18 protein-coding genes are annotated in these 21,403 nt (G+C 41.4%); 13 read left to right on the top strand and 5 right to left on the bottom strand.

From position 1 onward, the window contains the following. Nucleotides 1-157: 157 nt before the first annotated feature. Nucleotides 158-403, bottom strand: a complete 246-nt coding sequence (locus tag ABJD64_RS18900) for a type B 50S ribosomal protein L31 (protein ID WP_348180691.1) — start codon at nt 401-403, stop codon at nt 158-160. Between the two features lie 323 nt (nt 404-726). Here ABJD64_RS18900 and ABJD64_RS18905 point away from each other — a divergent pair, with 323 nt between their 5' ends. After that, nucleotides 727-2,400, top strand: a complete 1,674-nt coding sequence (locus ABJD64_RS18905) for a hypothetical protein (RefSeq protein WP_348180690.1) — start codon at nt 727-729, stop codon at nt 2,398-2,400. Nucleotides 2,401-2,514: 114 nt separating this feature from the next. Beyond that, complete coding sequence (locus ABJD64_RS18910; RefSeq protein ID WP_348180689.1) at nt 2,515-3,177, top strand: hypothetical protein; 663 nt, start codon at nt 2,515-2,517, stop codon at nt 3,175-3,177. A 64-nt stretch (nt 3,178-3,241) separates the two neighbouring features. Here the strand turns inward: ABJD64_RS18910 and ABJD64_RS18915 are convergent, their stop codons facing one another. Further along, nucleotides 3,242-4,198, bottom strand: a complete 957-nt coding sequence (locus tag ABJD64_RS18915; RefSeq protein ID WP_348180688.1) for a proline iminopeptidase-family hydrolase — start codon at nt 4,196-4,198, stop codon at nt 3,242-3,244. 132 nt (nt 4,199-4,330) lie between these two features. Further along, nucleotides 4,331-5,893 carry a hypothetical protein gene (locus ABJD64_RS18920; RefSeq protein ID WP_348180687.1) on the bottom strand — a complete coding sequence of 521 codons (1,563 nt, stop codon included), beginning with the start codon at nt 5,891-5,893 and terminating at the stop codon, nt 4,331-4,333. Between the two features lie 192 nt (nt 5,894-6,085). Here ABJD64_RS18920 and gltB point away from each other — a divergent pair, with 192 nt between their 5' ends. From gltB to ABJD64_RS18970, 10 genes are all read left to right on the top strand, one after another. Then, the gene (gene gltB / locus ABJD64_RS18925; RefSeq protein WP_348180686.1) at nt 6,086-10,573 is read left to right on the top strand and encodes a glutamate synthase large subunit; all 4,488 of its coding nucleotides are present in this window, start codon (nt 6,086-6,088) and stop codon (nt 10,571-10,573) included. 1 nt (nt 10,574) lies between these two features. Then, on the top strand, nt 10,575-11,990 hold the full coding sequence (locus ABJD64_RS18930) for a glutamate synthase subunit beta (RefSeq protein WP_348180685.1): 1,416 nt from the start codon (nt 10,575-10,577) through the stop codon (nt 11,988-11,990). 200 nt (nt 11,991-12,190) lie between these two features. Next, nucleotides 12,191-12,895: an SGNH/GDSL hydrolase family protein gene (locus tag ABJD64_RS18935; protein ID WP_348180684.1), complete on the top strand. Its 705-nt coding sequence runs from the start codon at nt 12,191-12,193 to the stop codon at nt 12,893-12,895. A 91-nt stretch (nt 12,896-12,986) separates the two neighbouring features. Then, nucleotides 12,987-13,517 carry an RNA polymerase sigma factor gene (locus ABJD64_RS18940; RefSeq protein ID WP_348180683.1) on the top strand — a complete coding sequence of 177 codons (531 nt, stop codon included), beginning with the start codon at nt 12,987-12,989 and terminating at the stop codon, nt 13,515-13,517. Between the two features lie 3 nt (nt 13,518-13,520). Further along, nucleotides 13,521-14,090: a hypothetical protein gene (locus tag ABJD64_RS18945; RefSeq protein WP_348180682.1), complete on the top strand. Its 570-nt coding sequence runs from the start codon at nt 13,521-13,523 to the stop codon at nt 14,088-14,090. Nucleotides 14,091-14,124: 34 nt separating this feature from the next. Then, the gene (locus ABJD64_RS18950) at nt 14,125-14,610 is read left to right on the top strand and encodes a DUF6265 family protein (RefSeq protein WP_348180681.1); all 486 of its coding nucleotides are present in this window, start codon (nt 14,125-14,127) and stop codon (nt 14,608-14,610) included. Between the two features lie 143 nt (nt 14,611-14,753). Then, a complete protein-coding gene (locus ABJD64_RS18955) occupies nt 14,754-15,122 on the top strand; it encodes a VOC family protein (protein ID WP_348180680.1) in 369 nt (122 codons plus the stop codon). A 112-nt stretch (nt 15,123-15,234) separates the two neighbouring features. Then, the gene (locus tag ABJD64_RS18960) at nt 15,235-16,035 is read left to right on the top strand and encodes an alpha/beta hydrolase (protein WP_348180679.1); all 801 of its coding nucleotides are present in this window, start codon (nt 15,235-15,237) and stop codon (nt 16,033-16,035) included. Next, a complete protein-coding gene (locus ABJD64_RS18965) occupies nt 16,032-16,529 on the top strand; it encodes a MepB family protein (RefSeq protein WP_348180678.1) in 498 nt (165 codons plus the stop codon). Before ABJD64_RS18960 ends, ABJD64_RS18965 begins: the two co-directional genes overlap by 4 nt. A 123-nt stretch (nt 16,530-16,652) precedes the next feature. Beyond that, nucleotides 16,653-17,762 (top strand): alpha/beta hydrolase-fold protein, encoded by a 1,110-nt coding sequence (locus ABJD64_RS18970; protein WP_348180677.1) that lies wholly within the window; start codon nt 16,653-16,655, stop codon nt 17,760-17,762. 54 nt (nt 17,763-17,816) lie between these two features. On the opposite strand, the gene ABJD64_RS18975 is transcribed toward ABJD64_RS18970, so the two are convergent. Further along, a complete protein-coding gene (locus ABJD64_RS18975; protein WP_348180676.1) occupies nt 17,817-18,956 on the bottom strand; it encodes a PLP-dependent aspartate aminotransferase family protein in 1,140 nt (379 codons plus the stop codon). 158 nt (nt 18,957-19,114) lie between these two features. Here ABJD64_RS18975 and ABJD64_RS18980 point away from each other — a divergent pair, with 158 nt between their 5' ends. Continuing rightward, on the top strand, nt 19,115-19,786 hold the full coding sequence (locus ABJD64_RS18980; protein WP_348180675.1) for a VTT domain-containing protein: 672 nt from the start codon (nt 19,115-19,117) through the stop codon (nt 19,784-19,786). Here ABJD64_RS18980 and ABJD64_RS18985 read toward each other — a convergent pair. Then, complete coding sequence (locus ABJD64_RS18985) at nt 19,776-21,380, bottom strand: mechanosensitive ion channel family protein (protein ID WP_348180674.1); 1,605 nt, start codon at nt 21,378-21,380, stop codon at nt 19,776-19,778. The two genes, ABJD64_RS18980 and ABJD64_RS18985, sit on opposite strands and share 11 nt — an antisense overlap. Nucleotides 21,381-21,403 lie beyond the last annotated feature (23 nt).

Consider the following 21,403-nt stretch of genomic DNA (forward strand, 5'->3'; position numbering starts at 1 on the left):
TCGTGTAATAGCCAGATGTCACCTCTGAGAATTTAGATCATTGAAAAGCTTAGGCCTTTCAATTAAATAAACCCCCTAGGTTTCATGGGTTAGAAATAAAAAAGTCTTCAGGAACAAATATCCTGAAGACTTCAATCTTTTTATCCTAAAAGAAGGATTATTTTTTCTTGTACCTTTTGTTGAATTTCTCAACTCTACCAGCAGTATCCACAAAAAGTTTCTTACCTGTGTAGAAAGGATGTGAGGCAGAGCTCACTTCAATTTTAATCAAAGGGTACTCATTTCCATCTTCCCACTTGATTGTCTCGTCAGAACCCATAGTAGACTTTGTCAAGAATTTGAAATCACTTGACGTATCGAAGAATACTACTTCCTTGTACTCTGGATGAATGTCTTTTTTCATGTTTTTATCTTTTGTGCGCCATGGTTTTTGCCATAGTGCTTTTCTGTTAAATCTTTCGCCTATTAACGAAAAGGACTGCAAAAGTACGTAAACTGTGAACAATCACAAAACTATTGTATAAAGTCTGCCTGGGGAAAAGGCTATAATCTTAGCATATGCTCATTAAATACATGAATTTGAGTATGACCCATAGTATTATCTCGTGGGAAGGATGTAAATAAAAAATGCTTAGAGATGTTTTTCCCTTTGATAAACAATAATTTAGCCATTGCGCCACTTCTTATTTTATGTTCCACAAATTTGGATTGAAAGCAAGCGTGTCAATGAACAAAATTATATTCCTCTTAGGGCTAAGCCTAATAGCCTCGTGGGCCTCTGCCCAAAGTATTTATGCTCCCCTCAATGCTGACTATTATCATCTGATTGATCGCGCAGACGTGCTAAATAAGAATTTTAGCGAAAGCATACATACAAGCTATAAACCGTACCGCGCGGTAGATGTAGTAGCAACGATAGATTCTGCAGGTTTTCTAAACTCTACTCAAGATCAATTCAACAAATCTTATATCAAAACAGATCATTGGGAATACTTTGGCGAAGATGCTGTTTTTAGCAAAAAACCATTTTTGAAAAAATTATACAGGACGAGAGCAGACTTTTTGCATGTCAAGACCAAGGAATTTAAACTCAGAGTGAACCCAATACTTTATTTGAGTGCCGGCCGAGATAGCAATAGTGGTTCTTCACCTTTTATCAACACGAGAGGAGCACAGATTCGGGGGTCGATCGATGAAAAAATTGGTTTCTATTCTTCTATCGAGGAGTCACAGGCAGTTTTTCCTAAGTATGTTCAGGACTATACGACTGAAGGAGGTGTAGTACCCAATGAGGCCTTTTGGAAAAAGTTTGGAGATCATGGTGTGGACTTCTTTACCGCGCGAGGTTATTTTACTTTCAATGCCAGCAAGCATATTGCGCTACAATTTGGTTATGACAAAAACTTTGTAGGCAATGGCTATCGCTCACTGCTGCTTTCCGATTTCAGCGCGCCAAGTACGTTCTTGAAGATTCAAACCAAAGTCTGGCGAATTCAATACACTAACCTTTATACGGAGTTAGTGGCTGATGCTCCATTTTCCTCTTTTGGTTCGAACGGTACAGCGGAGTTTCCAAAGAAATTTTTGACCGCACATCACCTGAGCGTAAATGTCACGAACAATTTTAATGTAGGCATTTTCGAGGCTATTATTTTTAATCGTGGAGATAGTACTGGCACAGCTTTCGAGTGGAATTATTTAAATCCGATTATCTTCTACCGCTCGATTGAGCAATATACCGGCAGTCCAGACAATGCCTTATTTGGTTTTGACTGGAAATGGAACCTCACAAAAGGTGTTCAATTCTATGGTCAGGGATTGCTAGACGAAATGGTGATTAGCGAACTCAAAGCGGGTAATGGCTGGTGGGGAAACAAATTTTCTATACAGTTGGGAGGAAAGTACTATAACGCCTTCGGCATTAGCAACCTCGACGTGCAAGTGGAATACAATTTGTCTAGGCCATTCACCTACTCACACGAGTCCATATTTACCAATTACTCGCACTATCGTCAGCCGTTGGCTCATCCGCTTGGTGCCAACTTCAAAGAGGCGGTATTCATTGCCCGATATCAGCCCGTACCTAAATTATACCTGACTGGAAAATTCATTGCTAGTCAATACGGTACCGACCCGATCGGCCAAAATCTTGGGGCAGATGTCTTGAAGGATTATACTACCCGAACACAAGAGTATGGCAATACGCTGGGACAAGGCATATCCAATGATCAGCTATTTGCCGATCTCACTGCGAGCTACATGCTAAAGCACAACTTGTTCATTGATCTTCGACACGTTTATCGCAAGCGTGATAGTGCTGATCCTGCTTTGACTTCAACTACCAATTTTAGCTCGATCGCTATTCGATTGAATGTGGCGGGGAGGGAGCAGAGTTTTTAAACTTTTTGTTGACTGCCTCTGACAGCGCATTTTATTAGAGCCAAGAATCCAATTCATATGAGATTTTGGGGGAGACAGGTTGTCTTTTTGTCTTTATCTAAAATTAACCTAAAGATGAAAATTATAGCTTTTAAAAATCATATGGTAAGTGCATTCTCTTATTATTTGATGTTGACATGCCTAAGTTGTGGTCTTTTAGAAGAAAATGGTGGCTGTGGCCCTAACCAACTCATAGCGTCATTGGAATTAAGCCCAACACTCTTGAGCTATCTTCCTGAGGACATTGAGCAAGATAAAGTTTACATGAATGCTGATGGTATTGAACAGGTGTTTAGTGTTGATATTGACTCAGGCAACTTAGTCTTGAGAAATCAGCTAATATGTACTAAGGCAGGAAATCATTCCAGCATAAAATATTATGACAGCGAGATCATGAGAATCACATTTACTTCAACTAGTGATCAGTTCAATGTAGATTTAAAATATATTGGGGAAAATGGGTATTATTGGCACAAACCCTATGAAAATTTGACATTATATAGAGTTGAGGACGAACGTGGGAGCCGAAGACTAGCTCTTATCCCAGATTCGGAGGCTGCTCAAGAGCATGATGAAGTTTATCAAAATTATTACGATGAATTAAGTTTCGAAGACAGAACCTTTTCAAAGGTTTATGAATCTAAAAATGATCTGGGTAAGAAATATTACTTTTCTATCGGTCGTGGTGTTATTGCATTTGAAGACGGCAACGTCCTTTGGCTAATCAAGGAGTCCTAAACCCTGGAAAATACTTGCCCATACTTCTACAACCCTTCTGTCGGCAACATCAGTATGCTTTTAACTACCGTCTCTCATCCAATCCTAATAGGAATTGGCCAACGACCGCATTATGCTTTTCTGGATTATCATGTGTTAGGGCGTGTGCCGAATTTTCGATTATAGTAAACCTCGAATTTGGCACTAGACTCTGATAGTACTTAACTGTAGCGGGTTGGGCTTCGTCATATTCACCGCATAGGAACAAGGTAGGAACAGCGATTTTTTTAGCTGTATCCAATCGGTCAAAATTCTTAAGGTTACCCATGGCTCTGAATTCACTGGGCCCCCACATGTGATTATAGACCTCGGGATTCATCTGGGAAAATGTACTGTCCATATTGGCATCCCATGGAAGTTTTCTGGCTACATAGGCTTGGTAATAAACATCCATGGCTTGTAAAAATTCTGGAGATTCAAAAGTTTCATTTTTTGTGTTGATATCGATGGCACGCTGAATCGAATCAGGTAAAAGACTGATGAGTTTTTCAGCATCATCGGACCACATTTTTGTACTAAGTAGCGGACTTGCCAAGATCAAACCTTTGATGCCTTCAGGATGTTCTGAATAGTAATCCATCCCTAGCATAGTGCCCCAAGAATGACCGTAAATATAGTATTGATCCAAACCGAGTGCGACCTTCACCTCATTGATTTGGTCCACAAAACTGGCGATGGTCATCATAGACTGATCGATCGCGTGGTCAGATCTTCCAGCACCCAACTGGTCCACAAATATGACCGGTCTGTCTTTACCCAGTGCACTCATGGGATTGAGATAATGACTGGTAAAACCTGGTCCACCGTGCAACAGCAGAAGTGGGGTGCCTTCACCTTCACCAACGATCCTGTACCAGACCTTTCCGCCGGTCACTTCTAAAAAACCTTCACCGGGGGTTAGCCTGGACTTGGATTGACAGCCGATTGAAATGAGAACAATAAACGTAAAAGAGACAAATTGTGACAATCGGATTTTTTTCATGACGAAAAGTTTGTGGATGGATTGATCAAAAGACAGGAATGATTCAGCACACCTGATGTATTCTCCAATTTAAAATAAAAAAGAGCATCTATCCCATTTCTCATGGGATAAACGCAACTTTCTTATCATCCCTTAATGCTTACTCTCCGCCAATTCCTTCACTACCTCATGGAAAGGTCGGCTGGTAATCTTACTTTCCAGCCAGCTCATGATATCGAAATAGAGCAGTGGCTTGGCCTCGAATTTGTTTTCCAGCAGCCCCTGCAAGCTGGTTCTTAAAGTGATCATTTCACCCTTCAAATCCAGCGGCATGATGTCCTCAGTCTTTTTCAAAAACTGAAGGATAATATGGTGAAACTGTCCCAAAATATTTCGCTGACGTAGGTAAACAAAAGCACGGTTTCGCATAGTTTTGAGCTGATCCAGATCACGCATATCGTAGAGCACAATGAGATAAAGGATGTAAGCAAAACTTTTGAGGTCCTCACGAAGCTGATCGTTCTTGTTGTTGATCACCCGGTCCAGATAGAACAGGCTTTTTTCATACTTGCCCAAGCCGAAATAAAGAATAGCCGATTTGTAGAACACCACCAGTTGGTTGTTGTTGTCTATGTATTCGATCGACTCTTCTAACTTAGCCAGATAGCGTTCAAGCTTCGCTCCATAATTTTTGAAGTCACCCTCCAGAAAGCACTTGTTCAAAGTCTGCACGGTAAGACAACGAACCATCAGCTGCTTACTGTTGCTGTCTATGGCTTTGGCATATAGCTTTTCAAACTCAAGTAGCTCCTCATAGTAAATACTGAATCGGTCCACATCATTGATTCTAAAAAGAGACTGCAACAGTCTATTGAGCCCTCTTAAAAATTCGGAATGACGCAAATGTGTCAGATTGCTTTCTTTGAAAATACTTACCCACATTTCTGTGTACTTCACACATGACTGGAAATCCTGAGTGATGTAAGAGAACCAATAATAAGCTCGACACATGTTGTACTGCTCGCTGAAAGACAGATGAGTCTTGTCGTGTTCAGGCAGATTGGCATAAAATATCTTGTTGATCTTTTCCAGTTCGTCCTCGTTTCGGGCCATACCACTTCTCAGGAAGTGAGCTTTCATTCTCAACGCTAAGGAGAAAAAAGCCTGCGCTACGTTGATTTTACGCAACAGGCTTTTGGTATCCTTATCCAATTTCAAACACGTTGTTTGGTCTAAGGAAAGCATTTGCTGGTTCTCAATATTCTTTTCGTAGTTGAGCAAGGCCAGCTTGAATATGTTCTTTTTATAGCTATTGGCAGTGACCTTGGTTTTAGTCAGCATCTTCATGCTTTGCTCATAGAGCCCTTTTTTGAATAACAAACGCACATAATCCAGGTTTTCGCGCAACATGATATCTACGTCAGTCTTCATATGACTCTGACGCAGTACCATCAGGACTTGTTTGAACAAATGTGACTTTAAATTCGCCAACTGTGACCTTTTCAGATCCGGCATTTTTTTGAAGATTTGATCCTCATTATAGAGCTCCATTCCTTCTAAAACATCGAAGAGTTGGACGAATTTGGCTTCTGTAGGATCGCTTACTTTTCCTGCGTATAATTTGAAACTTCGCTTTTCAGACTTGGTCAAAGCATGAATCAACTGAAAAAGTGGCTGTGCGTTTGAAGTTTTGGCCATTGTATATTCTAAGTACATAAAAGTTTGATAATCAATTCATTAAACATCATTGGGCTAATGTTGGACTTCATATCGTTTCGGGATACTTAGGTTTTGCAATATATAAAAAATATAGTTTTACTCCTTCAAAATTGGAAAACCTCTTGTTAGCAACCCAAGCAACGACATTCCCAAAATGAGAGAGGTGATCCATGTAAGCATTTGATCTATATGGAAAATTATCAGAAAACCACGGGATTATACTCTCCGGACTTCGAAAGGGACTCGTGTGGAATAGGGTTCATCGCCCAAATAAAAAATGTGCCTTCTCATCAAATTGTGCAGGATGGCCTCACTATGTTGCAGAAAATGGAGCATAGAGGAGGTGTGGCAGCAGATGGTGAAACGGGAGATGGTGCCGGCGTACTCACACAACTACCTCACGATTTCTTTAAGGCAGTTGCCAAAGAAAGTAAAATAAACCTGCCAGCCAAAAGTAAATACGGTGTCGGAGTACTTTTTGTACCCAAAGGGCACGATAAAAAGGGAATTTTAGAAATAGTAGAGGCTGCATTAGAGACACTTCAATTTGACAACATTTGGCTAAGAAGAGTGCCAGTTGATTCCAAAAAAATTGGAAAAATAGCCAAGCAGTCCGAACCTTCAATTTATCACCTGTTTGTGAAGAAGGGAGAATATGAAGGCAAGGAGTTGAATAGAAAATTATATGTGCTCAGAAAATACATCGAACATAAAGTAAGAGAAACCTATCCTGTCTCCGACTTTTATATTGCTTCTTTCTCTTGCTCGACCATCACTTACAAAGGTGAGCTAAGAACCTGGCAAGTAAACCAGTACTACCTGGATTTGAACGATGAGCGATATACTTCGGCAACAGCTATGGTACACTCTCGTTTTTCTACTAACACCTTTCCGGAATGGAGGCTGGCTCAACCTTTCCGCTTTCTGGCACACAATGGAGAGATCAACACCATCAAAGGTAATATCAACAAGATGGTATCCAGAGAGGCCTTGCTTACTTCAACGGATTTTACAGAAGATGAAATTAACGTGTTGACACCAATTTGCAATTCGCAATTCTCGGATTCTGCCAACCTTGACGGAATCCTGGAGCTGCTCATCATGGGAGGCAGAAGCTTGCAACACACCATGGCCATGCTGGTTCCGGAGGCTTGGCAAGAGGAGACTGAAATTAGCCCCGAAAAAAGAGCTTTCTACGAATTCCACTCTACCATTTTCGAGCCATGGGATGGTCCTGCTTCTTTGGTTTATACTGACGGCTACACAATCGGTGCAAGTTTAGACCGAAACGGATTGAGACCTTCCAGGATCATCGCAACCAAAGACGATCGCTTGGTATTGAGCTCTGAAGTAGGTGCTGTACATATTGCGCCTGAACTGATCAAGAAAAATGAAAGATTGGGCCCTGGCCAAATGATCATGGTAGATTTGACAACTGGCAACATCTCCTTCAATCAGGAGATCAAAGAAAACTTAGCAAATGATCAACCCTATCAGGAATGGGTCAAAAAAAATCTAATTCACCTTTCGGATTTCATCAAAGACAAACCATTAGATCAATCGTTGCAGGCTGATGATTTGCTGCAGAAACAAATTGCAAATGGTTTCACCCAAGAGGACATCAAGTTTATTCTGGAGCCAATGATCAAAAATGGCACTGAGCCACTAGGTTCGATGGGCAACGATACCGCACTTGCAGTTTTCAGAGAAAATCCAACGCACCTTTCTCAATATGTGAAACAGATTTTCGCACAAGTGAGCAACCCTCCGATTGATCCAATCAGAGAGCGATCGGTGATGTCTTTGATTAATTACCTTGGCAATAGCGAGAACATCCTGATGCACAAGGCCGAGCATGCTCAGAAAATAAGGATAGAGAACCCACTTCTATCTTATCACGAATTTGAATTCATTAGAAATGTGAAATTCAACGGATTCACTTCCGAGGTGATTGATGCTACCTACGATTCCAAAAATACGAGCCTTCAGGAGTCTTTGAAGCAGCTTTCAAGAAAGGCAGCAGACGCAGTAGAGGCAGGGGCAAATATTTTGATTCTTTCGAATAAAGATATCACTGCAGATAGGGCTAGAATTCCAAGTTTGCTAGCAACTGGTGCCGTACATCAGTACTTATTAAAGAAAAAACTCCGAGCTCAAACAAGCTTGGTCATTGAAGGTGGAGACATTGTAGAGACGCATCACATTGCCACTTTGGTTGGATTTGGAGCAACTGCTGTTTATCCATATTTGACCGTTGAGACTATTTTGCATCAGGGTGCTTCCCTTAGCCAATCTGGCAATGAGCTTTTCGAACAATACAGAAAATCGATAGGCTACGGACTGCGAAAGATTCTTTCCAAAATGGGAATTTCTACCATTCAGTCCTATGAGTCAGCTCAGATATTTGAAATCATCGGACTGGATTTGGAAGTAACAGACCTCTGCTTTAGAGGCACACCTTCCCGAATTTCCGGAAAAGACTTCAAGCAAATTGAAAAAGAGATTTTAGAAAATCATCATGCTGCTTTCATACCGGCTAACGAAAAAGCTGGCCTAGAAACGGGAGGTCTTTACCAATGGAAAAGAGATGGAGTAAGACATTTGTTCACCCCAGAGGTGATTCATGCCTTGCAAAAATCAACCAGAAGTGGCAACTATCAATTGTTCAAAACTTATAGCCAGGCTATCAATGACCAGGCGGAAAAGAACATTACACTTAGAAGCATGTTCGAATTCAATTCCAAAGGATCAATTCCCTTGGAGGAAGTAGAGCCAGTGTCGGAGATCGTCAAGAGATTTGCAACGGGTGCGATGTCCTTCGGGTCTATTTCAGAAGAGGCCCACACGACCATTGCCAAGGCAATGAATTTGATCGGTGGAAAATCGAACAGCGGAGAAGGCGGAGAAGATGCCATAAGATATAAGCCAAATCCGGATGGCACTTTGTCCAGGTCAGCTATTAAACAAGTGGCTTCCGGAAGGTTCGGAGTAACGGCACACTACTTAGTTAATGCAGATGAAATTCAAATAAAAATAGCGCAAGGAGCGAAGCCGGGAGAGGGAGGCCAATTGCCTGGAAAAAAGGTGGATGAAACCATCGGAAGAATCAGGCACTCCACACCTGGCGTGTCTTTGATCTCACCTCCTCCTCACCACGATATTTATTCTATCGAGGATTTGGCACAGTTGATCTATGATTTGAAAAATACAAATCAGAAAGCAGACATCAATGTGAAGTTGGTGGCTGAAGCTGGTGTAGGTACTATCGCAGCGGGTGTTGCGAAAGCCAAGGCAGATAACATTCTGATTGCCGGACACGACGGGGGAACAGGAGCATCGCCGATTAGCTCAGTGCACCACGCCGGTATTCCTTGGGAGATCGGATTGGCCGAAACGCATCAAACGCTGGAAAAAAATGACTTGCGTAAGAAGGTAAAGCTTCAAGCTGATGGCCAGATGCGGACAGGAAGAGATTTAGCCATAGCGGCTATATTGGGTGCAGAAGAATGGGGTGTGTCTACTGCGGTACTGGTAGTAGAAGGTTGTATCATGATGAGGAAATGCCATTTGAACACTTGTCCAGTCGGAGTGGCCACACAAAATCCGGAATTGAGAAAACTTTTCTCTGGCAAGGTGGAGCACATCGTGAATTTCTTCAACTTCCTGGGTGAAGAGCTTCGAGAGATTATGGCCGAGTTAGGTGTAAGGACTGTAGCTGAGTTGGTTGGCCGAACAGACCTGTTGACATTCGATAGAAAGAAAGCAAAAGAGCATGCGGGAAATATCGATTTGGAGGCCTTACTTCAAAATCCTTTTAAGCCAAAAGACCACTTGTCCTGCAAGCTGGAAGATCAGGACCACGAATTGGAGAAGGTGCTAGATCAAACATTGATCGAAGAGTCTCAACCGGCACTGACAAAGAAGGAAAAGGTAAGACTAGACTTATCCATAAATAGCCAGAACAGAACTACCGGAGCTATGCTTTCAGGAGAATTGGCAGCGTTGCACGGGCCTGAGGGGTTGAGTAGAAATACAGTTAAAGTGAAATTTACCGGATCAGCCGGGCAAAGTTTTGCCGCTTTTCTGGCTCATGGTATCACATTTAATTTAGAAGGCGAAGCCAATGATTACGTTGGAAAAGGCTTGTCAGGAGGAAAAGTTGTTTGTCACCCACACAGAGCTTCAGACATTGTACCGGAAGAAAATATACTGGTAGGTAATGTTTGCTTGTATGGTGCCACCTCAGGCGAGTTATATGTGAACGGGAAGGCCGGTGAAAGATTTGCGGTAAGGAACTCAGGAGCGCAGGCAGTGACCGAAGGACTGGGAGATCATGGTTGCGAATACATGACAGGGGGCCGTGTCATTGTACTTGGCGAAACGGGTAAGAACTTCGCTGCAGGTATGAGTGGAGGTATTGCCTATATCTACGTAGACAATTTTGATTTCGCCTCCAAGTGTAACATGGAACTGGTAGAACTTGAATCGCCAAGTAGCGAAGATTTCGATTACCTACTTGACCAGATCAACAGGCACTCTAGATACACCAAGAGCAATAAGGCATTCGATATCCTGGACCAATGGGAGAGTGCTAAAAATAAATTTGTAAAGGTGATACCAACCGAATACAAGCAAATATTGGAAAAGCAAAAATTAGAAAAAGAAAAGATCGCTTAATATGGGACAGGTAGATGGATTTTTGACTTATAAAAGACACAGCCTCAAATACGAGGAAGTGAAAGAGCGAACGAAACATTACAAGGAGTTTGCAAAGCCTGTTTCAGCAGAAGAAACAAATGAGCAAGCGGCTCGATGTATGGATTGCGGCATTCCTTTTTGTCATAGTGGCTGTCCGTTGGGTAATAAAATTCCAGATTTCAACGATGCAGTTTACCGCAATGAATTCAAAGAGGCTTGGAGCATTCTTAAAAGTACTAACAACTTCCCTGAGTTTACCGGAAGAATTTGCCCGGCACCCTGTGAGGGCTCATGTGTCCTGGGCTTGAACAATGATCCGGTGAGCATAGAGCACATTGAGAAGACCATTGCAGAAGAAGCATTCGCGCAGGGATGGGAAACTTCACACACGGCGCAAATCAAATCAGGTAAGTCAGCCGCTGTGATTGGATCAGGTCCTGCAGGCTTGGCTGCGGCCGATCAACTTTGCAAACAAGGCCATGAGGTAACTGTATTCGAAAGAGACACACAACCTGGTGGTCTACTGAGATTTGGGATTCCTGATTTTAAACTAGAAAAATCAGTTGTCGAAAGACGTGTGAACTTGATGAAGGAATCTGGGATAACGTTCGAGTGCGGTGTGGAGATTGGCAAAGACATTACGACTAAGGAAATAGAAGATAAGTTTGATGCCATTGCTATTTGTACTGGCAGCACTATTGCCCGTGATCTTCCCATACCCGGTAGAGAATTAGAAGGTATACATCTTGCGATGAAGTTTCTGAAAAACTCAAATAAGGTAGTTTCTGGTGAAGACACCGAAGTCGTAGCTGAAATGAATGCCAAAGACAAGCACGTCATTGTGATCGGTGGTGGTGATACTGGCTCTGACTGCGTGGGTACTTCTATCCGCCAGGGAGCAAAAAGCGTTACGCAGATCGAATTGCTGGATCAGCCCTCAGAATCAAGAACCGAAGATAACCCCTGGCCCGAATGGCCGATGGTACTTAGAACCTCTACTTCACAAAAAGAAGGTTGTGAACGAAATTGGTCAGTCTTGACCAAGGAGTTTATCGGCAATGACAAGGGAGAGGTAACTGGATTGAGAGTTGTAGACGTAGAGTGGACTGATAAGGCTTCTTTCAAATTTGAAGAAATCGAAGGCACGGAAAGAGTGTTGCCTTGCGAAAGAGCTTATTTGGCGATTGGCTTTATGCATCCGCAGAAAGAAGGGTTGCTAGAGCAATTGGGAATCGAAACAGATCAGCGCGGCAACATCAAAGACGACATGTACCGCACCAATAAAGAAAATGTATTTGCAGCTGGTGATTGTCGAAGAGGGCAATCCCTGGTGGTTTGGGCCATCAGCGAAGGTCGCAAAGCAGCTTATTCAATCAACAAATTTCTAACCGTATAAAAATGATAAATCTAAAGAGTATGCTAAGTAGTTTTCTCATATAGAAGTTGGAACGGACTTCAAACTGGATTTGGAAGTCATTTGTTGGATTAAAACCTCGGTACCGGTTGGTTAGGTATCGAGGTTTTTTTAGTTAGTTCGTGCGCGGTAGAGCATTGTGCACTGTTTAAAATATCGTTCTTGTAGATTACATTACAGTCATGAAAAACTTACGATTTGTTTTAACCACCTTATTAGTACTAACCATGTTAGACTTTTCCAACGCGCAAGATTGGGCCAATCTAAAAAGATATCAAAAGGAAAATGCTATGCTTGTCGAGTCCGACGCTAAACAACCGAGAATTGTTTTTATGGGTAATTCTATTACTGAAGGTTGGATTGGTATGCGACCTGAATTTTTTTCTGATAAACCGTATATAAATCGTGGTATTGGTGGACAAACGACACCTCAGATGCTTTTACGCTTTAGGCAGGACGTCATGGATCTGAATGCTACGGTCGTGGTCATTTTAGCCGGAATCAATGACATAGCTGGCAACACGGGCCCTTCGAGTATCGAAATGATTCAAGATAACATGGCCTCCATGGCCCAACTGGCCAAGGCCAACAAAATAAAAGTAGTGCTTTGTTCTGTGCTTCCTGCATTTGACTTTCCATGGCGCCCAGGGCTTGAGCCTTCAGAAAAAGTGGTGGCTCTAAATGCCTGGTTGAAAGCCTATGCTGAAAACGAAGGTCATGTGTATGTGGATTATTTTACTCCCATGGCAGATAGCCGTCCGGGATTGAAAAAAGAACTTGGAGATGATGGTGTGCATCCCAACGCATTAGGATATGCTATTATGGAACCATTGGTAGAAAGTGCTATTGAAAAGGCACTGAAGAAAACAAAAAAGCGAAAAGATTAACCTTGGCTGAATCGCACTCCGCATTTTCAAAAATATTTTTGTCCATACAACCTTTTTGCTACCTCATGACACTAAGTAGTAAATTGGACACATGCAAGACGACAACTTTCTTATAGATACCTTTTTGTCGGAAAGAAGCGAAAGCGCCTTTCGGCAGCTTTATCGGAATAAGACACCGGCCTTATATCAGATGGCACTTCGACTGACCTCAGACCAATTAGATGCTGAGGAGCTTGTACAACGTACCTGGGTGGTAGCCATCGAAAAGATTCAGCATTTCCGAAGAAGATCTACACTTAAAACCTGGCTGACAGGAATCCTGATCAATTTGCTTAAGGAGCAGGTTAGAAAGGAAATAAAGCAAAAAAAAACCGCAGAAGAGACCGCCGTAGACCTGGTGTCAGAAACTTCGACCAGTTTGGTTACGATGGATTTAGAAGAAGCCATTAAGTCCCTATCACCCGGTTATAGACAAATCTTGGTCTTGCATGACATAGAAGGCTACACGCATAAGGAAATTGGCGAACTCCTGGATATATCATCGGGAACAAGTAAAAGTCAGCTGTTCCAGGCCAGGAGTATTTTAAGAAAACAATTGTTTGACAATTATAAAACCCAATGAGTGATGGAAGATAAACTAACGAAAGAAGAGCAGGCACTCTTTGACTCATTGTCAAGAGAAACACTTCCTCCATCAAGTTTAGAGGATAGAATTATTGCTGAATTGAAAAAGAAAAAATTGATAAATGAAAACGTTATGAAAACGAACAAAACAAAACTTTGGATGACCGGAGTAGCTGCCTCAATCTTGTTTTTTATTGGGGGCTATTTCGTGGGAAATACAGGATCGGACGGATCATCAGAAATATCGTCAGGCTATATCTTGTTGTTGCATGAAGACGAGAGGTTTTCGCCAGAAGGTAGTGATATGGAGATTTTCACAGAGTATGCCAGCTGGATGGGTAAAATGATGATGAACGGAGTGAGCATTACCGGGAAAGAGTTGTCCCCGGAGTCTACGACCTGGCTGAGCCCAGAAAGTGAAGCGGTTGTTGATATCGGCAAAGACAAAATCTCCGGGTACTTCATCATTGATGTTGAAGACAGGCAGGAGGCAGAAAAAATAGCCATGTCCTCCCCTCACATCAAGTATGGTGGGAGGGTTGAGTTGATAAAGCTTTCAGATAGAAATTAATTATATTCAAACGAACTTTATAAAATTGAATCTCATGAAAAAGTCAACTTGTCAGTATGCCGCACTTATATTGTTATTCCTATCCTGTCATACAGGATTTGGACAGGTAATTGAAAATCCTGAAATCTCGGACTTTGGCTGGCTGGCTGGCAACTGGGTAGGAGATGGTTTTGGTGGTGTTTCACAAGAAGCCTGGACTGAGCCAAGCGCCGGGAGTATGATCGGAACTTATAAGCATTACAAAGAGGATAAGGTAACATTCTATGAAATATTGCATATATCTAAAAGCGATGGGAAATTCAACCTCACACTGAAGCACTTTAATGCTGACCTGACCGGATGGGAAGAAAAAGATGACATGGTGAAATTCCCATTTGTAAGTGCTACTTCGACTAAAATAGAATTTAAAGGGCTTAGCTATGAATTGGTCGAAAAGGATAAAATGGAAATAAGACTCAAGCTAAATCGCGGCGGAAAGATTTCTACTGAAGTCTTTCATTTCGAAAAAAGGGACATTTAGTTCCATTTTTGTTTCGAACTCGAAATAGAACTAGTCAACGGTATTTACTAACTTTATTTGACTAACTAGGGCGAAGAGAAATGAAACAATTCGTGTTGATCTTATTGTTTGGATTTACAATGTCGAATCTATTTAGCCAAAAAATGGAAAAACCCGACTATCAAATAGAAGGGATGACCATGGCCGTTACCAATATGGAGCAGATGCTGGATTTCTATTCGAATACATTTGGCATTCGATTCAAAGAGCGAAAGATGGAAGACTTTAGACTATACTCCGGGGTATGGGGTGGTATGAACCTTTTGTTTTGCCCAGCTGAATTAGCCGGGAATACCGCTACCCAAAACAGACACCAGTTTGATGTGGTCGTAACGGATTTAGAAGAGGTTATAAAAATAACTTCGAAGTATGGAGGCAGTCCGATGGGTGAAAAAAATGAAGATGAGTATACCTGGAGTATTGGCATTTATGACCCAGACAAAAACTCTATTCTATTTAAGCAATTGAAATAATTGTATTAGCCAATTTTCAGCCTTTAAGCCACGATTAGATTCTCTAGAGAAATAGTCATATAATTTCATTTAATTCGCAGGACCATATTAACCCAAAGTATTTTAGCTATTGATGAAACCAATTTTCTCTTTCATTGTCCTTTTTGGACTCACACGAATCACCTTTTCTCAAACCCCAGTAAAATCTGAAATGATAAATGTCAATGGAGTAGACCTCCATTATGAAACCTATGGTAAGGGAGAACCGCTGCTCTTACTGCATGGCTATACGCAGTCTTCATTGGCCTGGAAAGATTTTGTTGATGCCTACTCTAAAGATTACACTGTCTACTTAATAGATTTACGGGGACATGGTCAATCCAGTCCATTCAATGAACCATTCTCAGTGCGGGCAGCCGCCAAGGATATTTTGGCATTGATTACCGAACTGAAACTTGAAAAAATCAAGGGCATCGGCTTTAGTTTTGGAGGAGATGTCTTACTGCAATTAAGCAGCCTCAGTCCGGAAACTGTGGAAACGATGGCGGTTATAGGCTCAAATGCGAATTGGAATGCACAGGATTATCCGGATATGCTCGAAACTTTTACCTATAATAACATTGAAGAATTTGCCTGGATCAGGGACTTCCACTCCGGAGGAGAAGAGCAAATTAAATTAATTATTGAACAGCTGGCGAACTACAACTTCAAAATGTCAGATGATGAGCTTCGGAAAATTACAGCCAGGACCTTGCTGATACTTGGAGATCGAGAGCAAATTACGATACAATCTGTTATGGATCTGCATGAAAAACTTGCTCATTCGGCCTTGTGGATTATTCCTGACACCGGACATTACGCCCATACTGGAGAGAACAAAGATGAGTTTATCAGAATCTCCAAAAAGTTTCTTGCTTCCGAAGAAGTAAAATGAACGAACTACATACCAAAATCAATTCCGCGATTTATGAGCCCTACGGGTTTGAGCTAACCAATTATCTTATTGAAGAGGAAAGTCAGGAATACGGCGCCTGTAGATTTGAAATAAACGGTTTAATTGTCGTTTCCAGGAATGCTAAAATCACTCCAACCAAAATAGGGCAATTCGTGACTATTTGGAAAAGAACGGAAGATGGCCCCATAGCTCCTTTTGATTATGCTGACCCAATTGATTTAATCATAATCAATGTGCAAAAGGGTGATGAATTAGGCCAATTTGTGTTCCCTAAATCGGTCCTTTGTCAAAAAGGTATTTTCTCAACAACAGCCAAAGAAGGCAAACGAGGCATTCGGGTGTATCCATCCTGGGATGAGCCTAAAAGCAAGCAAGCTTGCGCGACTCAACATTGGCAGCTTCAATATTTTCTAACAGTCGATGAATCTGGATCTACAGACCAGACTTTAGTAACCAAGCTCTATGCAAGTTGAGTCTTTAGGGCTAGCTGTGTGATTTCCAGTCATAAGAAGAGGGAGTCTGGTCTGAGGTCATTGTTAGGTTCAGTAGCAAATATTAGTTTCGATGTGAATATTTGTCTTCTGACAAACTGGCTAATGAATCGATTTCCTTTTATTTTTCTATTTCTGCTCAGTTCACTGTTTGCGAACAGTCAAAGCCGAACGAGGCAAAGTCATCTAATATATTCTAATGCCCTTTCTGAAGATAGGCAAATCATCATAAGTCTTCCTGAAGACTATGAATTAGGTAATAACAATTACGGAGTATTATATGTACTAGATGCGGAATACACCTTTGGGTTTGCAGAGGGTGCGGTAGATTTTTTGTCTAATGCTTTTGGATATGTGCCACCATTAATAATTGTAGGTGTGCCAAACATTGATCGAGGTAGGGATATGAATGTTACACACAATCCAAATGACTCTTATACAAATTTTTTGAAGTTCATAGAGACCGAATTAATGGAATTCGTTAACCAAATGTACTGTACCAACAACTTTGATATGCTCTATGGTTGGTCCTCTGCCTCCAACATCAATATGCAATTTTTAGCCAAAAATCCGAATCTTTTTGATGCACACATTCAATCCGGCACAGGTATAGGCACTAAAACGGCTAATTTTCTTTCGAAGCATCTAGTTAATAACAGTTATAAGAATGCGTATTTATATGCCAATACGGAAGGCACTGGACTCAGACCAGTTGGGCTAAAAAAATATCAAAACTTGATAAACGATCTTAGCCCCGAAGGCCTTGTGTGGAAATTTGAGTTGATGGACTCCTCCTCACATGTTAATGTAATTGCGGATGGTATTTACAGAGGACTTCGGTTCGTGTTTGCAGAATTCTACATTTCGGACACAATTGTACTAGAGGGAGCGGACTCAATTATCAACTATTATAAGTCAATAAATGGACGATACAATTTTCATACTCGTATTCCAGAAGGTGCTCTCATGGAATCGGCAGGAATACTAATACAGGAAGAAAAGTCTGATGAAGCCATAGAACTTCTTAAGTATGGAGTTGATCTATACCCTAATTCTGCTGATATCCCCGGAACTCTTGGTGAGATATGTGAGTACCTGGGCCAGAAGAAAAAGGCTTCCAAATATTACCGAATGGCATTTCAAAGATCTTTGTCAAAGTCACCCGCCGCAATGAAATATGGATACTTACATAAAAAAAGTATGTTCACAAAATAGAAAAAGCCTGATGGATATCTTCCGTCAGGCTTTTGTTGTTTTCTAGGATTCGTTTTACACTAAGGCCTTTTCTAAATCTGCAATCAAGTCTTCTACGTCCTCAATGCCTACGCTAAGTCGGATCAAGGAATCTTTCAATCCGGCATTAAGCCGTTCTTCTCTCGGTATAGCAGCATGAGTCATACTCGCAGGGTGCCCGCAAAGAGATTCAACCCCTCCCAACGATTCCGCCAAAGCAAAAAGTTTCAGTTTTTCCATTACTTTGATCGCGTCATCAATTTTATCGTTTTTTAGTACGAATGAAATCATACCACCGAAATCTTTCATTTGCTTCTTAGCGATGTCGTGATTTTTGTGTTCGTCAAATCCAGGCCAATAAACTTCTCCGACCTTTGGATGTGACTTAAGAAAGTGAGCGATCCTCCGGCCATTCTCACAATGACGTTGCATTCTAATATGCAGAGTTTTAATTCCTCTTAGGGCAAGAAAACAATCCATAGGACCGGTCACCGCACCGCTCGAATTTTGTATAAAAGCAAGTTTTTCTTTCAATACATCATTGTTGGTCATCAGACAACCCATGACTACATCAGAATGTCCAGCCAAATATTTAGTTACAGAGTGAATGACTACATCGGCTCCCAGGCCTAGTGGGTTTTGAAGGTACGGCGTAGCAAATGTGTTGTCGACGCAAAACATAGCACCAAATTTCTTACACACTCCGGAAAGTCCTTTGATATCAATAATGTTCATCATTGGATTGGAAGGAGTCTCCGCCCAAACCATCTTTATTTTATTTGAAAAATGCTCAGAAATCCTGTTCAGATCACGCATATCGATGAACTTGAATTTGATTCCAAAGTCCTGATATATCTTGGTAAATATCCTGTACGTCCCCCCATACAGATCATTTGAAGCCAATACCTCGTCTCCAGGCTTAAGTAACTTCAATATAGCATCTGTAGCCGCAAGTCCGGAAGCAAAACACAACCCGTGCTTAGCACTTTCAAGAGCAGCCAAATTGGCTTGCAATGCATCTCTTGTCGGGTTTTGAGTTCTGGAGTATTCATATCCTTTGTGTTGACCAGGTGAAGGTTGGACATAAGTGGAGGTTTGATAGATTGGGGTCATGATAGCCCCTGTGGTTGGGTCCGGTTCTACTCCCGCATGAATGGCCTTAGTACCAAATTTCATATTTTCTTATTTTTATTTACGAAGACACCTGTTTAGTCAAAAAAATGAGTTTTCGATGGGCGCCCGTTTAATTTAAATAATTCTCCTGTGATTTTGAGCGACAAATGTAATCAATATCGCATATTCGCCATGTTTTTTCCTCTAGACTATTTTAATACTTGAATAACAATAGATATTCTTCATTTTTCAATAACCACAAAGGGGTATTCTTCTTAATGGGCTGGATGACCGTAGTCCCCTGGGTATCTACAGCTGTAGTGACTTATCTGGCTATAGAGAATGAGCTTTGGGTCAAAGACTTCTCAGCGTACTCCTGGCTTTTCTTTTTTCTGGCAAGTATTCTCAGTATGGGATTGGCAATTACCCCGACTACTTTTATCTCTCTTATATGTGGGTATTTTTTGGGGTGGCATGCCATTTTGCCGGTTATATTATGCTATCAATTCGCATCGCTGATCGGATACACACTGGCTCAAAAAATGGACGATCATACATTAGATTGGATTCGGCAAAAATTTCCAAAATCAGCCCCTATATTTCACAATGTAGAGAGAAAACAATGGGTAACAACCTTTTTGGCCAGAATCTCACCAGCATTACCCTTTGGCCTAATGAATGTTGTTCTAGCCGTTTCCGGAGTCAGGTTGCTCCCTTTCTTTTTGGGAGGATTAGTAGGTATGCTACCGCGCACTTTATTTTTCATATGGCTAGGTTCACAAACTTCTCAGCTTATCCGGGCGTTGCAGACCCAGGATTACTTACCATGGTTTGTTGTGTTGAGTGCAATTGGCATCCTTGCCCTGTATAAAACACTTAGCGTTAGGCGCTAAAATATTGATCCAATTTGCTTTCCAAATCCTTTTTGTTACTTGCATAATTGGGGCCGTGAGCCTCATGGCCGGGCAAATTTTCGACATGAAGTGTCTGTGTAGGATAAGCAAACTCAACACCGAAATATTCCGCCAGTCGTAATATTTCTAACAATATTTCTTGTCTGAATTTCAGTTCATCAGACCAAGTTGGGGCTTCGAAAAAAATGTAGAATAAGATATCAAGGGAATGAGCCCCCAGCTCTGTGAAATGAATCTCGTATTTTTCTTTATTGGTTTTTGGGTGCCGCAACATCACTTTTTTGAGACCCTCCACATAAGCTTCAATTAAATTAGGAGGTGTATCGTACTTGATTTGTATAATTGTTCTGAATCGCCTCATTTGACGAAGGCCATTATTGTCAATTGTGCTATCTGCCAGTTGACCGTTAGGTACATAGACCACAGAATTTCTAAAAGTTCGAATACGCGTTGATCGAAAACCTACTTCTTCCACAGTGCCGTCTATCTCACCAGATACGATCCAGTCGCCAATCTGAAAAGGTTTGTCAATGAAAATCATCAGCGAGCCAAAGAAGTTTTTGATTGTGTCCTGCGCAGCTAGGGCAAACGCCAGACCGCCAATTGAAAGACCTGTCAGCAAGGGTAGTATGGGCACATCAAGACTGTCCAAAATGACCAGGCCACCAATCACAACTATGCCAACTCTTAAAACTTTTCTTACAAGAGGGACCAGCTGATCATCGAGTGTACTTTCGGTTCTTCCTACAAACCGATTGAGATAGACGTCAACAATATTAGTCAGTTGATACAGGGCAATCATCCCAAACAAGGGTATCAAAGCCTTCAGCGCCAAAACCACATAAAACCCTACCAGTTGGGGTAATTCTAAGCTTGGATACAGTGCGCCAACGAAAAAGAAAACCATCAACATACCCACAGGACGGGCTACCGGCAGTATATATCTACTTCCTATTTTTCGGTCATCTATGTTATCTAATAACTGAATGAGTAGACGTCCAAATATCAATGTAAAAATATATCGGATGAAAAAACAAGCACCTAGAAATATCACAATGCCTAGCCATTGCCAAAGCTTGAGCCCAATAAAATTAGCATTGAGTCCGGTTTTCTCAAGCTCCAGTCCAATCCAACTTTTGGGGTCGAATTTGTATAGCTCTTTGTGCACCTGATCTATTGATGTCAGCACTTCAGGCTGAAACTGCCAGCGTTTGCGAATTTTTTGAAGATAAATTTCCGGATACCGATTGTTAATCACGTAGCGATGTTCATTGCTCAACGAGTCGAAATAATTGGGATTTGTAGGAACCTTGTCAAAGAAGATAAAAATACCAGCTCCTTCAAATACACGCTCAAGGCGCTTTACATATCCTACTTTTTGCTCAACGGACATTCCCGGGCCATTAAAAAGGATACAAGCCTTTTCGGGGTTATAGTTGTCGGCTGAAGTGTTGACAATAAATGTTTTTAATGCCAGATAAGGTGTTTCCAACCGAATTGATAGCGTATCCTGCGATTGACCAAGAAGGCTGAAGGAGGATAAAATCAATACATAAAAGATTATGGATCGCATGGTTTTCGTTTTTTCGAGTGGCA

The sequence above is a fragment of the Reichenbachiella sp. genome (assembly GCF_039944555.1).
GTDB lineage: Bacteria > Bacteroidota > Bacteroidia > Cytophagales > Cyclobacteriaceae > Reichenbachiella.

Coding starts and splice junctions, on each gene's coding strand:
- ABJD64_RS18975 (WP_348180676.1), bottom strand. CDS start 18,956: ATGAAATTTGGTACTAAGGCCATTCATGCGGGAGTAGAACCGGACCCA.
- ABJD64_RS18955 (WP_348180680.1), top strand. CDS start 14,754: ATGGAAAAACCCGACTATCAAATAGAAGGGATGACCATGGCCGTTACC.
- ABJD64_RS18965 (WP_348180678.1), top strand. CDS start 16,032: ATGAACGAACTACATACCAAAATCAATTCCGCGATTTATGAGCCCTAC.
- gltB (WP_348180686.1), top strand. CDS start 6,086: ATGGAAAATTATCAGAAAACCACGGGATTATACTCTCCGGACTTCGAA.
- ABJD64_RS18900 (WP_348180691.1), bottom strand. CDS start 403: ATGAAAAAAGACATTCATCCAGAGTACAAGGAAGTAGTATTCTTCGAT.
- ABJD64_RS18915 (WP_348180688.1), bottom strand. CDS start 4,198: ATGAAAAAAATCCGATTGTCACAATTTGTCTCTTTTACGTTTATTGTT.
- ABJD64_RS18985 (WP_348180674.1), bottom strand. CDS start 21,380: ATGCGATCCATAATCTTTTATGTATTGATTTTATCCTCCTTCAGCCTT.
- ABJD64_RS18905 (WP_348180690.1), top strand. CDS start 727: ATGAACAAAATTATATTCCTCTTAGGGCTAAGCCTAATAGCCTCGTGG.
- ABJD64_RS18935 (WP_348180684.1), top strand. CDS start 12,191: ATGAAAAACTTACGATTTGTTTTAACCACCTTATTAGTACTAACCATG.
- ABJD64_RS18940 (WP_348180683.1), top strand. CDS start 12,987: ATGCAAGACGACAACTTTCTTATAGATACCTTTTTGTCGGAAAGAAGC.
- ABJD64_RS18970 (WP_348180677.1), top strand. CDS start 16,653: ATGAATCGATTTCCTTTTATTTTTCTATTTCTGCTCAGTTCACTGTTT.
- ABJD64_RS18910 (WP_348180689.1), top strand. CDS start 2,515: ATGAAAATTATAGCTTTTAAAAATCATATGGTAAGTGCATTCTCTTAT.
- ABJD64_RS18960 (WP_348180679.1), top strand. CDS start 15,235: ATGAAACCAATTTTCTCTTTCATTGTCCTTTTTGGACTCACACGAATC.
- ABJD64_RS18930 (WP_348180685.1), top strand. CDS start 10,575: ATGGGACAGGTAGATGGATTTTTGACTTATAAAAGACACAGCCTCAAA.
- ABJD64_RS18945 (WP_348180682.1), top strand. CDS start 13,521: ATGGAAGATAAACTAACGAAAGAAGAGCAGGCACTCTTTGACTCATTG.
- ABJD64_RS18950 (WP_348180681.1), top strand. CDS start 14,125: ATGAAAAAGTCAACTTGTCAGTATGCCGCACTTATATTGTTATTCCTA.
- ABJD64_RS18920 (WP_348180687.1), bottom strand. CDS start 5,893: ATGTACTTAGAATATACAATGGCCAAAACTTCAAACGCACAGCCACTT.